This window comes from Pseudomonas sp. 43mfcvi1.1 (assembly GCF_900115935.1).
GTDB lineage: Bacteria > Pseudomonadota > Gammaproteobacteria > Pseudomonadales > Pseudomonadaceae > Aquipseudomonas > Aquipseudomonas bijieensis.
In genome coordinates, this window is sequence record NZ_UETT01000001.1 from 684998 (window position 1) to 698102 (window position 13105).

A 13105-nucleotide genomic window follows, 5' to 3' on the forward strand; every position below is an offset into this window, starting at 1 on the left:
TGCCAGACACCACCGAATATCAGGATCACCTATGAGCAATCCCACCCAGAAACCCCGCATCGCCCTGATCGGCGAATGCATGATCGAACTGCAACAACGCGCCGATGGCAGCCTGCAACAAAGCTTCGGCGGTGACACCCTGAACACGGCGGTGTACCTGTCCCGCGCCTTGGGTGACAGCGGCGCGGTGGATTACGTCACTGCCCTGGGCGACGACAGTTTCAGCGACGCCATGTGTGAGCGCTGGGCCGAAGAAAACATCGGGTTGCAACGGGTCCAGCGCTTGCCTGGACGCCTGCCGGGTTTGTATTGCATCCAGACCGATGCGACGGGCGAGCGGCGATTCCTGTACTGGCGCAACGAGGCGGCGGTACGTGATTGCTTTACCACTCCGGCCGCCGGGCCGATCCTGGCCGCGTTGCTGGATTACGATGTGCTGTATTTCAGCGGCGTCACCCTGGCGGTGCTCGGCGAGCAGGGGCGGCTCAAGCTCATCGAAACCCTGGTCCAAGCGCGTCGGCGCGGGGCTCAGGTGGTGTTCGACAACAACTATCGGCCAAGGCTCTGGGCCTCGGTCGAAGCGGCCCGCGCGGCTTATCGCGGCGTGCTGCCCTACGTGGAGCTGGCGCTGTTGACGGTGGAGGACGAGCAGGCGCTGTTCGGTTATGCCGACAGTGAGGCGGTGTTCGCCGCCTATGCGCAGTTTGGCACGCCGGAAGTTGTGCTCAAGCGCGGTGCCGAGGCCTGTCTGATCCGTTGCGATGGCCAGTTTTATGAAGTGCCTGCCCAGCGGGTCGAACGGGTGGTGGACACCACGGCGGCGGGGGATTCCTTCAGCGCCGCGTACCTGGCGAGTCGCTTGCTGGGCGGCAGTCCGCAGGAGGCCGCCGAGGCCGGGCATCTGCTGGCGAGCCAGGTGATCCAGGTGCCTGGGGCGTTGATGCCTCGGTAACGCAGGATACACAGAACCTGTGGGAGCGAGCCTGCTCGCGATGGCGTCGGATCAACCATATTTGCATCGGCTGATGTACCGCCATCGCGAGCAGGCTCGCTCCCACAAGTGTCTCCTACAGGGCGTCTGGAGTTAAATTCAATCCCGGTAGAACACTTGCACCAAGTGATACCCGAACTTGCTCTTGATCGGCCCATGCACCACCCGCAGCGGCTTCTTGAAGATCACCGCATCAATCGCGCCGACCATCTGCCCTGGCCGCACTTCACCCAGGTCGCCGCCGCGCTTGCCGGAGGGGCAGGTGGAGTATTTCTTGGCCAGCACATCGAAGGCTTCGCCCTTGGCGATGCGTTGCTTGAGCTGTTCGGCTTCTTCGGCGGTTTTCACCAGGATATGGCGGGCTTGGGCTTTCATTGCAGCGGTGACCTGAGCGGTGCGACGGGGCGGCGATTATGCCTCAAGTCAGCTGTCATGGTTGATCATCGTCCGAATCTTGTTGGCCAGCAGATCGAGGGTGAACGGTTTGGCGACCATATCCATGCCCTGTTCGAGGAAGCCCTGGCGTTCGGCGGCTTTCTGCGCGTAACCGGTCATGAACAGCACCTTCAGCCCGGGCCGGTGCTGGCGGGCGATTTCCGCCAGTTGCCGGCCATTCATGCCCGGCAGCCCGACATCGGTCACCAGCAAGTCAATGCGCTGGTCCGATTCCAGCACGGGCAGCGCGGTCACGGCGTCCCGGGCTTCCAGGGCGGTGTAGCCCAGGGCCTGCAGCAGGTCGAGCACCAGCATGCGCACGGCGGGTTCATCCTCCACCAGCAACACGGTTTCTCCGGCGATGGCCGGCGGTGCGTCGATCGCTTCCGGTGTGGCGGGTTGTTGGGCGGGGGAAATGTGCAAGCGCGGCAGGTACAGCTGCACTCGCGTGCCCTGGCCCGGCACACTGTCCAGGTTGAGGTGCCCGCCGGACTGTTGGGCAAACCCGTAGATCATCGACAAGCCCAGGCCAGTGCCCTGGCCGATGGGTTTGGTGGTGAAGAACGGATCGAAGGCCTTGGCCCGTACGGAGGGCGTCATGCCGCTACCGTTGTCGCTGACGGCAATCATCACATAGTCCCCGGCCTTCACGGGCTCCAGGCTGTTGATGTCAGTACCGTCGAGATAGACATTGGCGGTTTCGACGATCAATTCGCCGCCGTCGGGCATCGCATCGCGGGCGTTGATCACCAGGTTGAGCAGGGCGTTTTCCAACTGGCTGGCATCGGTGCTGACCAGCCATAGCTCGTGGGTCAATTGCAGCCGCAGCACGATGTGATCGCCGGTGGTACGGCTCAGCAGGTCTTCGAGCGAGCGCACCAGGTCATTGGCGTCCAGCGGTTTGCGGTCCAGGGACTGGCGCCGGGAAAAAGCCAGCAGCCGATGGGTCAGGGCGGCGGCGCGGTTGGCCGAAGACACCGCCGCTTCGGTGAAGCGCCCGATCTCGGCGGTGCGGCCGGCGGCGATGTAGCGTTGCATCAGGTCGAGGCTGCCGAGGATGCCGGTGAGCATGTTGTTGAAGTCATGGGCAATGCCACCGGTGAGCTGGCCCACCGCTTCCATTTTCTGGGCATGGCGCAGGGCTTCTTCGGCGCGCTCGCGTTCGAACATCTCGCTTTGCAGCCGTTGGTTGGCTTCGGCCAGTTGGTGGGTACGGGCGATGACGCGTTCTTCCAGTGTTTCGTTGAGGTTGCGCAGGGCTTCCTCGGTTTTCTTGCGCTCGGTTTCGTCGATCACAAAGATGTAGAAACCGTTCACTGTGCCGTCCGAACCCTGGCGAGGCAGGTAGTTGATCAGTGCATGGCGTGGGCGACCGTCGCGATGGTTTGACTGCACGGCGAAGCTGCACGGTTTGCCGGCCAGGGCGTCGGCGATCTGCTGGGCGCGGGCGGCGTAGGCCTCTTCGCCAAGCACTTCGCGGATGCTCTTGCCGTAGAGTTCCTGCGGGGTCAGGCCGTACCAGTCCAGGTAGGCGCTGTTGTTCAGCCGGAAACGCTCTTCGCGGTCCACGTAGCTGATGAGGATCGGCATGGCATTGATGATCAGCTGCAGCTCGGTCTGGCTCTGGCGCAGGGCTTGCTCGGTGCGCTTGCGTTCGGTCAGGTCCAGGGCGGCGCCAAGAAAGCGCTTGGGCCGGCCGTGGCGATCCTTGTAGCAGCGACCACGCACGTACACCCAGCGCAATTCATCGTCGGGTTGCAACAGTCGGTATTCCTCGGCGTATTCGGTACCGTGGGTGATGCAGTGCTTGATACTGCGGGCAACCATCGCCCGGTCCTCGGGGTGCACGCCTTCGAGGTAGGCGCTGATCGGCAACTGGCGTGACAGGCTGGGATCGACGCCATGCAACAGGGCGAAATGGGCATCGGCAATAAAGCGATCTTCACTGATGTCCCAGTCCCAGGTGCCCAGCGCGTCAGCGGCGGCCAGGGCCAGTTGCAGGCGTTCTTCGCTTTCGTGCTGGGCCTTGAGGCTGGCCTCGGAGCGTCGTTCGAACTCCATGGCCAGGCGGCGCCGTTCGCTGGTCTCGATGGCGGTGACCAGGATGCCTGCGACGGTGCCGCTTTCGTCGCGCACCGGGCTGTAGGTCAGGTCCAGCCAGACATCGCAGAGACGCCCGGCGAAGGGCACGCGCCATTGTTGATCACGGCAGGTGTGCGTCTGGCCTTGCAACACGCGGTGATAAATCCCTTCGGTCGCGCCTTTGAGTTCGGGCCATGCTGTATGGGTCGGCTGGCCGAACGCCCGGGGATGCTTGTCACCGGTCAGGCGGCCGAAGGCGTCGTTGTAGAGGTGCGACAGTTGCGGTCCCCACAGCAAGGCCATCGGCATGGGCGAGTGGAGCACGATGTCCACGGCGGTGTGCAGGCTCTGGGGCCAGGTTTGGGCAGTGCCCAGCGGGGTCATGGCCCAGTCCACTTGGCTGAGCAGGCGCTGTGTATCGCTGCCGGCGGGTGTCGCGCTCATCATGCAATCCCTGGCTGTCGTGTCTGTGCCACGGCGTCTACTATCCTCAGGGAAAGGTAAGTGCAGGTTGGTCTGACGGGTTTCATGTTCGGCTCGGCTTGTTTCATTGATGTCTCGCGGAAGTTTCAGTCCATGGAAATCGATCCGTTGTTGCGAATCCTGGCGAGCCAGAATGGTTCCGACCTTTACATGTCCACGGGGGCGCCACCGTGCGCGCGTTTCGAGGGCGTGCTCAAGCCCTTGGGTAATGAAGCATGCAAGGTCGGCGACATTGCCAGGCTCGCCGAGTCTTTGATGGACGCCGAACAGCGCCTTGAGTTCGATCGGGAGCTGGAAATGAACCTGGCGATCTCCCTGGCCGGCGTCGGGCGTTTCCGGGTCAATATCTTCAAACAACGCAATGACGTGTCCATGGTGATACGCAACGTCAAGCTGGACATCCCGCGTTTCGAAGACCTGAAACTGCCACGGGTGCTGCTCGATACCATCATGCAGAAGCAAGGGCTGATGCTGTTCGTCGGAGCGACGGGGTCGGGCAAGTCGACCTCCCTGGCGGCGCTGATCGATTACCGCAATCGCAACAGCAGCGGCCACATCATCACCATCGAAGACCCGGTGGAGTATATCCATCGGCACAAGAAATCCATCATCAACCAGCGGGAGGTTGGTGTCGACACCCGCAGTTTTCATGCTGCCCTGAAAAACACCCTGCGCCAGGCGCCGGACGTGGTACTGATCGGCGAGATCCGCGACCGGGAAACCATGGAGCATGCCTTGGCGTTTGCCGACACCGGGCACTTGGTGATTTCCACGTTGCATGCCCACAACGCCAACCAGGCCCTGGACCGGGTAATCAACTTCTTCCCGGAAGAGCGTCGGCCGCAGTTGCTCAACGACTTGGGCAACAACCTCAAGGCCTTCGTTTCCCAACGCCTGGTGCGCACCCGTACCGGCCAGCGTCGGGCGGCGGTGGAGGTAATGCTAGGCTCGCCCACGGTGGCCGACCTGATCCGCCGCAATGAGCTGGGCGAGCTCAAGGGCATCATGGAAAAGTCCGAAGAGTTGGGCATGCAGACCTTTGACCAGGCCTTGTTCAACCTGGTGGCAGAGGGAGCCATCGATGAGGAAGAAGCGCTGAAAAACGCTGATTCGGCGAACAACCTGCGCTTGCGGCTGAAGTTGCATGCCGAGTCGGGCGCGGCGCCACCCGCCGATCCGGCGGCGGGTGAGTGGGGGTTGATGGATTGATCGTGTCGGGCACGCTCCTGTGGCGAGGGGATTTATCCCCGCTGGACTGCGAAGCAGTCCCACGTTCAGTCAACTCACTCCGTCTGACACACCGAGATGTCAGGTTTTAGGGCTGCTTCGCAGCCCAGCGGGGATAAATCCCCTCGCCACAGGAGTTGCTGCGCTTAAGTGGCCAGTTCTGGCCGTCCCCGAAACTGCTCCAGCGCCTCCGGATTGGCCAGGGCATCGGTGTTCTTCACCACCTCGCCATGCACCACATTGCGCACCGCCAGTTCGACGACTTTGCCGCTGATAGTCCGGGGAATGTCCGTCACCGCCAGAATTTTCGCCGGCACGTGCCGTGGCGTGGTGTTGGCCCGGATGACTTGGCGGATCTGCTGCTCCAAGGCCTCATCCAGCTTCACCCCGTCCCGCAGGCGCACAAACAGCACCACCCGCACATCGCCCTGCCATTGCTGGCCGATGGCGACGCTGTCCAGCACCTGCTCGACCTTCTCCACCTGCCGATAGATTTCCGCCGTGCCGATGCGCACACCACCGGGGTTGAGCACGGCGTCGGAGCGGCCATGGATCAGGAAGCCACCGTGGGCCAGTTCTTCGGCGTAGTCGCCTTGGGCCCACACACCGGGAAACTGGCTGAAATAGGACGCGCGAAGTTTCTCCTGTCGTGGATCGTTCCATAGACCAATGGGCATCGCCGGAAAATGCCGGGTGCACACCAGCTCACCTTTTTCGCCGATGACCGTTTGGCCGGCCTCGTTCCAGACCTGCACGGCCATGCCCAGGCTTTTGCCCTGCATCTCGCCTCGACGCACCGGCGACAGCGGGTTGCCGTTGACGAAGCACGAGACAATGTCGGTGCCGCCGGACATCGAGGCCAGGCAGACGTCGGGCTTGAAGTCGCGGTACACGTAATCGTAGCTATGGGGCGCCAAGGCCGAGCCGGTGGACAGAATGGTCTTCAGGCTGCCCAGGTCGTGACTTTGCCGAGGCTTGAAGCCCTGACTCTCCAGTGAGGCCAGGAACTTGGGGCTGGTGCCGAACACGCTGATGCGCTGCTGGTCGATCAGGTCGAGCAGGCGCTCGGGGCTGGGATGGAACGGTGAGCCGTCATAGAGCACCACCGCACTGCCGACGGCGAGGGCCGACACCAACCAGTTCCACATCATCCAGCCGCAGGTGGTGTAGTAGAACAGCCGATCCTCGGGGCCGAGGTCGACATGCAGGCCATGTTCCTTGACGAGTTGCAGCAACACGCCGCCGGTGCCGTGGACGATGCACTTCGGCACGCCGGTGGTGCCGCTGGAGTAGAGGATGTACAGCGGATGATCGAAGGGCACGCCAGTGAACTGCGGTTCGCCGCCGCTTTGATAAAACGCGTCCCACAATGCGACGTTGGCCCGGGTCTTGAAATCGTCGACGCTTGCATCGGGTCGGGCATAGGGCAGCACGATCAACTGCTGCAGCGACGGCAGTCGCTCGAGGACTTCGTTGACCTTGGGCCGCTGGTCGATGACCTTGCCGGCATAACGATAACCGGCGCAGGTGATCAGTACCTTCGGCTCGATCTGGCCGAAGCGGTCGATAACCCCCTGGGTACCGAAATCCGGCGACGAACAGGACCAGATCGCCCCCAGGCTGGTGGTGGCGAGCATGCCCACCAGGGTCTGCCAGGTGTTGGGCATGCAGGCGGCCACCCGGTCGCCCTGTGTTACGCCAGCGGCTTTCAGGCTCGCTTGCAGGCCGGCGACATGGGCGGCAAGTTCGCTCCAGGTCAGTTGTTCCTCACCGCCGTTTTCGTCGAGCGCCACCACGGCGACGGTGTCATCACGGCGGCGCAGCAGGTGTTCGGCGAAGTTCAGCGTGGCGCCAGGGAACCATCGGGCGCTGGGCATTTGCGAACCCTCCACCAATACCGCGTCGGGGGCTTGGTGAAAGCGAATCTCGAAGAAATCGACGATGGCCTGCCAGAATGCCTCGCGCTGGTCGATGCTCCAGGCGTGCAGGGCAGGGTAGTCGTGCAGTTGCAGGTGATGTCGCGCGTTGACGAACCGGCGAAAGGCGTTCATGCGCGACTGGGCGATGCGTTCGGGACTGGGTTGCCAGAGAATGTCGGACATGGGGTGCCTCTTATTTTTTTATGCACACACACAAACTATAGAGCGGCTCAATCAGGTGTGGGAGCAAAGCTTGCTCGCGAAACAGGCGCCTCGATTCTGAAAAAGCGCATCGACTTCATCGCGGCAAGCCTTGCTCCCACAGGGCTTCGCAGGAGCCTACTGAGCCAACCACCCACCATCGATATTCCACGCCGCGCCGCGCACCTGGCTGCCGGCTTCGCTGCACAGGAACAGCACCAGTTCCCCCAGTTGCGGGGGAGTGACGAATTCCAGGGACGGCTGTTTCTCGGCCAGCAGGTCATGCTGCGCCTGTTGCGGATCGACACCGGTAGCAATGCGGTCGTCGATCTGCTTCTGCACCAGCGGCGTCAGCACCCAGCCGGGGCAGATGGCGTTGCAGGTGACGTTGCTGGTGGCGGTCTCCAGGCCGACCACTTTGGTCAGGCCAATCACCCCATGCTTGGCCGCGACATACGCCGCCTTGCCCACCGAGCCGACCTGACCGTGCACCGAGGCGACGTTGATGATCCGCCCCCAACCCTTGGCGCGCATGCCCGGCAGGCTCAGGCGAGTGGCGTGGAACACCGAGGACAGGTTGATGGCAATGATCGAATCCCAGCGTTCCACGGGGAAATCCTCCACGGCGGCCACATGCTGGATCCCGGCGTTGTTCACCAGGATGTCCACGCCGCCGAACTCGCGCTCGGCGTAGGCGAGCATGTCGGCGATCTGCGCCGGGTCGCTGACGTCGGCTGGATGGTGGCCGGCCTGGCCGCCGAACTGTTTCACCTCGGCAATCACCGCCGAGGCATCGCCAAAGCCGTTGAGGATCAGGTTGGCGCCGGCCCTGGCCAGGCTCAGGGCGATGCCCAGGCCAATGCCGCTGGTGGAACCGGTGACCAGGGCAGTCTTGCCCGAAAGAGTGGTTGTCATGGAAACCTCACACAATGCCAGTGGCGTAGAACACACCGATCACGAAGAACACCGCAAGTGTCTTGATCAGCGTAATGCAGAAAATGTCTTTGTAGGCTTCGCGGTGGGTCAGTCCGGTCACTGCCAGCAGGGTGATCACCGCGCCGTTGTGAGGCAGGGTATCCATGCCGCCGCTGGCCATGGCGGCCACCCGGTGCAGCACTTCCAGGGGAATGTTGGCGGCGTGGGCGGCGTTGATAAAGGTTTCGGACATCGCCGCCAAAGCGATGCTCATGCCACCCGAGGCGGAGCCGGTGATGCCCGCCAGCAGCGTGACGGTTACGGCTTCGTTGACGAGCGGGTTGGGAATGCTCTTGAGCCAGTCGGCCAGGACCAGGAAGCCTGGCAGCGAGGCGATCACCGCGCCGAAGCCGTATTCCGAAGCCGTGTTCATCGCTGCCAGCAAGGCACCGCCCACGGCACTCTTGCTGCCTTCGGCCAGTTTGCTGCGAATAGCCCGGAAACCGAACAGCAGGACCATGATGATGCCCACCAGCAACGCAGCCTGTACCGCCCAGATCGCGGTGAGCTTGGCGATGTCGCTGGTGACCGGCGCGGCCATGCCCGGCAGCGCCAGGCTATGAGTCTTGCCGTACCACTGGGGAATCCACTGGGTGAACATCAGGTTCATGATCCCCACCGCCAGCAGTGGCGAAACAGCGATCCATGGGTTCGGCAGCTTGATGTCTTCGGCGGTTTCCGGCTCGTTGCGCAATTCGGTGCCGTAGCCTTCGCCCACACGCTGGGCCTTGTTGCGCTGGCGTTGCAGGAACAGCATGCCGAGGCTGAACACGAAGATCGTGCCGATCACCCCCAGCCACGGTGCGGCCCAGGCGGTGGTGTTGAAGAACGTGCTGGGGATGATGTTCTGGATCTGCGGCGTGCCGGGCAGGGCATCCATGGTGAACGAGAATGCGCCGAGGGCGATGGTGGCCGGGATCAGACGCTTGGGGATATTGCTCTGGCGGAACATCTCGGCGGCGAACGGGTACACCGCGAACACCACGACGAACAGCGATACGCCGCCATAGGTCAGCAAAGCGCAGACCAGCACGATCACCAGCATGGCCTGGCGCGTACCCAGCAAGCGAATCGCGGCGGCGACGATGGAGCGGGAGAAACCCGACAACTCGATCAGCTTGCCGAATACCGCGCCAAGCAGGAACACCGGGAAATACAGTTTGATGAACCCGACCATTTTTTCCATGAACACCCCGGTGAAGGCAGGGGCGACGGCGGACGGGTCGGTGAGCAGGACGGCGCCGAGGGCGGCGATGGGGGCAAAGAGGATAACGCTGTAGCCACGGTAGGCGGCGACCATCAGCAGCGTGAGGGCTGCCAAGGCAATGATCACACTCATGGTGTGTCTCCTGGGATTGTTATTGTTGTGATGAAGCTGTGGGGAGGGCTTTAGCGAGTTTTGTGCCAGGTGTGTAATTTATTGAAATATAAGGGGATTATGGATTTTTGAGGGGGTGCTTTGAAGATTTTTTCTCTGTTTTGAGATTTTCAGCGGCTGTGCGGGCCTCATCGCGAGCAGGCTCGCTCCCACAGGGTGACCGTGTACTTCTCGAGAGCGCCGCCCATGTGGGAGCGAGCCTGCTCGCGATGAGCGCGAAGCGCTCCAAAAGAGATTGTCTAAATGTAGAGACATGAGTCTCTTTATTGAGACTCTGCAATCCCCAACGCCACCATCTTCTTGTACAAGGTCGACCTTCCCAGCCCCAGCCGCTCAGCCGCCTCGACCACCTTGCCCCCGCATTGCGCGAGGGTGGTTTCGATCAGTTGCCGGTCGAATCGCGCGCGGGCCTGGCTGAAGGTTTCATGGGGCAGGGATTCGAAGCTAACGTCCGCCGCTCGCGTCACCGGCATGAATGTGCCGATGGCCGCGCGAATGTCCGCTGCCGTGAGCACCAGGTCATCGCTGAGCAGCGCGGCCCGCTCCAGCACATTGCGCAGTTCGCGGATGTTGCCCGGCCACGCGTGTTGCCGCAGCAGATCGAGGGCGTCGTGGTTCAGTTCGTGCTGGCTGCGCAGTTCTTCGAGGATCGCCTCGCTCAAGGCTGGCAAGTCATCCAGGCGTTCGCGCAGCGGTGGCACCTGGATCGGCAATACGTTGAGGCGGTAATACAGGTCTGCGCGGAACTCCCCACGTTTGATCGCCGCTTCCAGGTCCATGGAAGTGGCGGCGATCACCCGTACATCGCTTTGCAGTACCTCGTTGGAGCCGACCGGTTCGTACTCCTTCTCCTGGAGCACCCGCAGCAGTTTGCTTTGCAGCGGTAGCGGCATGTCGCCGATCTCGTCGAGGAACAGCGTACCGCCCTGGGCGATCTGCAGTTTGCCGGCGCGGCCCTTGCGATCAGCCCCGGTAAAAGCCCCTGGCGCGGTGCCGAAGAATTCGGCTTCCAGCAGCGCTTCGGGAATCGCCGCGCTGTTGATGCTGACGAACGCCTTGTGCGCGCGCGGCGAAGCGCTGTGGATGGCCTGGGCCAGCAGTTCCTTGCCGGTGCCGGTTTCGCCGAGCAGCAGCACTGGGGAGTCGGCGCTGGCGCTGCGTCGGGCGCGGCGCTTGACCTCCAGGCCGGCGTTGCTGGTGCCGATGAAATGGGCAAAGTTGTACTTGGTTTGCCGCGCCCGCAGCAGCGAGCGAGTGGAGGCCAGTTCTTCCTGCATGCTCAGGTAGCGCTTGAGCATCGGCGACAGGCTGCGCAGCTCGTCGAACAAGGCAAAACCGATGGCGCCGATCACCGCACCCGCGCTGTCGTGAATCGGCAGGCGCATCACCACCAGCGGTTCCTTGGGCGTGTCCTGCATGTCCAGCAGAATCGGCCGCCCGGTGCGCACCACTTCGCGCAACAGGCTGCCGGGAATCACGCTCTCGCACGCCCGACCAATCGCGTCCTGGGCCGAGTTCAGGCCGAAGCGCCGGGCGTAGCGTTCGTTCATCCAGACGATATTCGCGTCACGGTCGACAATCACCGTGCCTTCGCTGGACTGCTCGATGATCTCGAACAACGAACGGATCGCCAGCGTGCGCACGCGCTTGTAATCCTTGAGGCTTTCGGTGGGGTTCATCGATATTGTCCCGAATAGGTGATGTCAGTGCCGCCGTCATCGCGAGCAGGCTCGCTCCCACACGGGCCCGCGTCGCTCCAGTGTAGGAGCGAGCCTGCTCGCGATGGGGCGACACGAAGCTCTGCCATGCGCCGGATTATGCCCACCCCGGATGCGCCGCCGCCAACAGCTCCTTGGTATAAGGGTGCTGGGGCGAATCGAACACGTCATGACTGGCACCTTGCTCGACCACTTTACCGTCCTTGATCACGATCATGTCGTGGGCCAGGGCGCGGATCACCGCCAGGTCATGGCTGATGAACAGGTAGGTCAAGTCGTACTTCTCCTGGAGTTGGCGAAGCAGGGCGACTACTTGTTTTTGCACGGTACGGTCCAGGGCCGAGGTCGGCTCGTCCAGCAGGATCAGGGCCGGCTTGAGCACCAGCGCCCGGGCAATGGCGATGCGTTGGCGCTGGCCCCCAGAGAATTCATGGGGGTAGCGATGGCGGGTCAGCGGGTCGAGGCCCACTTCCTTGAGGGCCTGGATCACCCGGGCTTCACACTGTTCGGGGCTGGAGGGCTGGTGGACCTCCAGGCCTTCGCTGATGATCTGTTGCACCGACATCCGTGGGCTGAGGCTGCCGAACGGGTCCTGGAACACCACCTGCATCTGCTTGCGCCATGGTCGCAGCGCCTTGTGCGACAGCTGATCGAGGGCCTGGCCCTGAAAGCGGATACTGCCTTCGGACTCGATCAGCCGCAGGATCGCCTGGCCGAGCGTGGACTTGCCGGAGCCGGATTCGCCGACGATGCCCAGGGTCTTGCCGCGCTGGATGGACAGGCTGATGCCATCCACGGCGTGCAAATATTCTTTGCGCCGGAACAGCCCACCGCCGAGGGGGAAACTGACGCGCAGGTCCTGTACCTGCAACACGTCTTCGCGTTCGTCCCGGGGCAAGGCTTCGCCCTCCGGTTCGGCGTGCAGCAGCTCGCAGCTGTAGGGATGTTTCGGTGCGCTGAACAGGGTTTCGCAAGGCGCCTGTTCGACGATTTCCCCAGCCTTCATCACGCACACCCGTTGGGCGATGCTGCGCACCAGGTTGAGGTCGTGGCTGATCAGCAGCAGGGACATGCCGAGTCGTTGCTGCAAGGACTTGAGCAGCAGCAGGATCTTGCGCTGCACGGTCACGTCCAGCGCGGTGGTCGGTTCGTCGGCAATCAACAGTTCCGGCTCGCAGGCCAGCGCCATGGCGATCATCACCCGTTGCCGCTGGCCGCCGGACAGTTGATGAGGGTAGGCCTTGAGGCGTTCGGCGGGTTTCTGGATGCCCACCAGGGCCAGCAGTTCCAGAATGCGCTGGCGTGCGGCTTTGCCGCCCAGGCCTCTGTGCAGCATCAGGGTTTCACCGATCTGCTTTTCGACGCTGTGCAGCGGATTCAGCGAGGTCATCGGCTCCTGAAAGATCATTGCGATCCGGTTGCCGCGCAGTTCGCGCAAGGTCTTGGCCTCGGCGCCCAGCAGTTCCTGGCCGCGATAGCGAATGCTGCCGGTGGTGCGGGTGCCGTTCTCGGGCAGCAATTGCAGGATCGAATGGGCTGTCACCGACTTGCCGGAACCCGACTCGCCTACCAAGGCCAGGCATTCGCCAGGGCGAATATCCAGGCACAGGTTGCGCACCACGGTGTTGTCGTTGAAGGCCACGCTCAGGTCGCGGATTTCGATCAGGTTGTCGCTCATCTCAAGGTTCCGCTTCAT

General features: G+C 62.9%; 9 protein-coding genes. 2 read left to right on the plus strand and 7 right to left on the minus strand.

Annotated elements, in window-relative coordinates:
• The first annotated feature begins 31 nt into the window (after positions 1–31).
• Positions 32–952: a sugar kinase gene (locus tag DTP52_RS03220; protein WP_109751808.1), complete on the plus strand. Its 921-nt coding sequence runs from the start codon at positions 32–34 to the stop codon at positions 950–952.
• Between the two features lie 138 nt (positions 953–1090).
• Here the strand turns inward: DTP52_RS03220 and DTP52_RS03225 are convergent, their stop codons facing one another.
• On the minus strand, positions 1091–1366 hold the full coding sequence (locus DTP52_RS03225) for a peptidylprolyl isomerase (protein WP_019690952.1): 276 nt from the start codon (positions 1364–1366) through the stop codon (positions 1091–1093).
• Positions 1367–1414: 48 nt separating this feature from the next.
• A complete protein-coding gene (locus tag DTP52_RS03230) occupies positions 1415–3952 on the minus strand; it encodes a PAS domain-containing sensor histidine kinase (RefSeq protein ID WP_109751809.1) in 2538 nt (845 codons plus the stop codon).
• Positions 3953–4084: 132 nt separating this feature from the next.
• Here DTP52_RS03230 and DTP52_RS03235 point away from each other — a divergent pair, with 132 nt between their 5' ends.
• Positions 4085–5200 (plus strand): PilT/PilU family type 4a pilus ATPase, encoded by a 1116-nt coding sequence (locus DTP52_RS03235; RefSeq protein WP_109751850.1) that lies wholly within the window; start codon positions 4085–4087, stop codon positions 5198–5200.
• Between the two features lie 164 nt (positions 5201–5364).
• Here the strand turns inward: DTP52_RS03235 and DTP52_RS03240 are convergent, their stop codons facing one another.
• From DTP52_RS03240 to DTP52_RS03260, 5 genes are all read right to left on the minus strand, one after another.
• Positions 5365–7320: an acetoacetate--CoA ligase gene (locus DTP52_RS03240; protein ID WP_109751810.1), complete on the minus strand. Its 1956-nt coding sequence runs from the start codon at positions 7318–7320 to the stop codon at positions 5365–5367.
• A 156-nt stretch (positions 7321–7476) separates the two neighbouring features.
• Complete coding sequence (locus DTP52_RS03245; RefSeq protein ID WP_109751811.1) at positions 7477–8253, minus strand: 3-hydroxybutyrate dehydrogenase; 777 nt, start codon at positions 8251–8253, stop codon at positions 7477–7479.
• A gap of 7 nt (positions 8254–8260) precedes the next feature.
• Positions 8261–9652, minus strand: a complete 1392-nt coding sequence (locus tag DTP52_RS03250; RefSeq protein WP_109751812.1) for a GntP family permease — start codon at positions 9650–9652, stop codon at positions 8261–8263.
• A gap of 302 nt (positions 9653–9954) precedes the next feature.
• On the minus strand, positions 9955–11370 hold the full coding sequence (locus DTP52_RS03255; protein ID WP_109751813.1) for a sigma-54-dependent Fis family transcriptional regulator: 1416 nt from the start codon (positions 11368–11370) through the stop codon (positions 9955–9957).
• 136 nt (positions 11371–11506) lie between these two features.
• On the minus strand, positions 11507–13087 hold the full coding sequence (locus DTP52_RS03260) for an ABC transporter ATP-binding protein (RefSeq protein ID WP_109751851.1): 1581 nt from the start codon (positions 13085–13087) through the stop codon (positions 11507–11509).
• Between the last annotated feature and the right edge of the window lie 18 nt (positions 13088–13105).

What these genes read in the sequence shown, in the direction of transcription:
- DTP52_RS03245 (WP_109751811.1), bottom strand. Translation starts at nt 8,253, where the DNA reads ATGACAACCACTCTTTCGGGCAAGACTGCCCTGGTCACCGGTTCCACC.
- DTP52_RS03240 (WP_109751810.1), bottom strand. Translation starts at nt 7,320, where the DNA reads ATGTCCGACATTCTCTGGCAACCCAGTCCCGAACGCATCGCCCAGTCG.
- DTP52_RS03260 (WP_109751851.1), bottom strand. Translation starts at nt 13,087, where the DNA reads ATGAGCGACAACCTGATCGAAATCCGCGACCTGAGCGTGGCCTTCAAC.
- DTP52_RS03230 (WP_109751809.1), bottom strand. Translation starts at nt 3,952, where the DNA reads ATGAGCGCGACACCCGCCGGCAGCGATACACAGCGCCTGCTCAGCCAA.
- DTP52_RS03225 (WP_019690952.1), bottom strand. Translation starts at nt 1,366, where the DNA reads ATGAAAGCCCAAGCCCGCCATATCCTGGTGAAAACCGCCGAAGAAGCC.
- DTP52_RS03220 (WP_109751808.1), top strand. Translation starts at nt 32, where the DNA reads ATGAGCAATCCCACCCAGAAACCCCGCATCGCCCTGATCGGCGAATGC.
- DTP52_RS03250 (WP_109751812.1), bottom strand. Translation starts at nt 9,652, where the DNA reads ATGAGTGTGATCATTGCCTTGGCAGCCCTCACGCTGCTGATGGTCGCC.
- DTP52_RS03255 (WP_109751813.1), bottom strand. Translation starts at nt 11,370, where the DNA reads ATGAACCCCACCGAAAGCCTCAAGGATTACAAGCGCGTGCGCACGCTG.
- DTP52_RS03235 (WP_109751850.1), top strand. Translation starts at nt 4,085, where the DNA reads ATGGAAATCGATCCGTTGTTGCGAATCCTGGCGAGCCAGAATGGTTCC.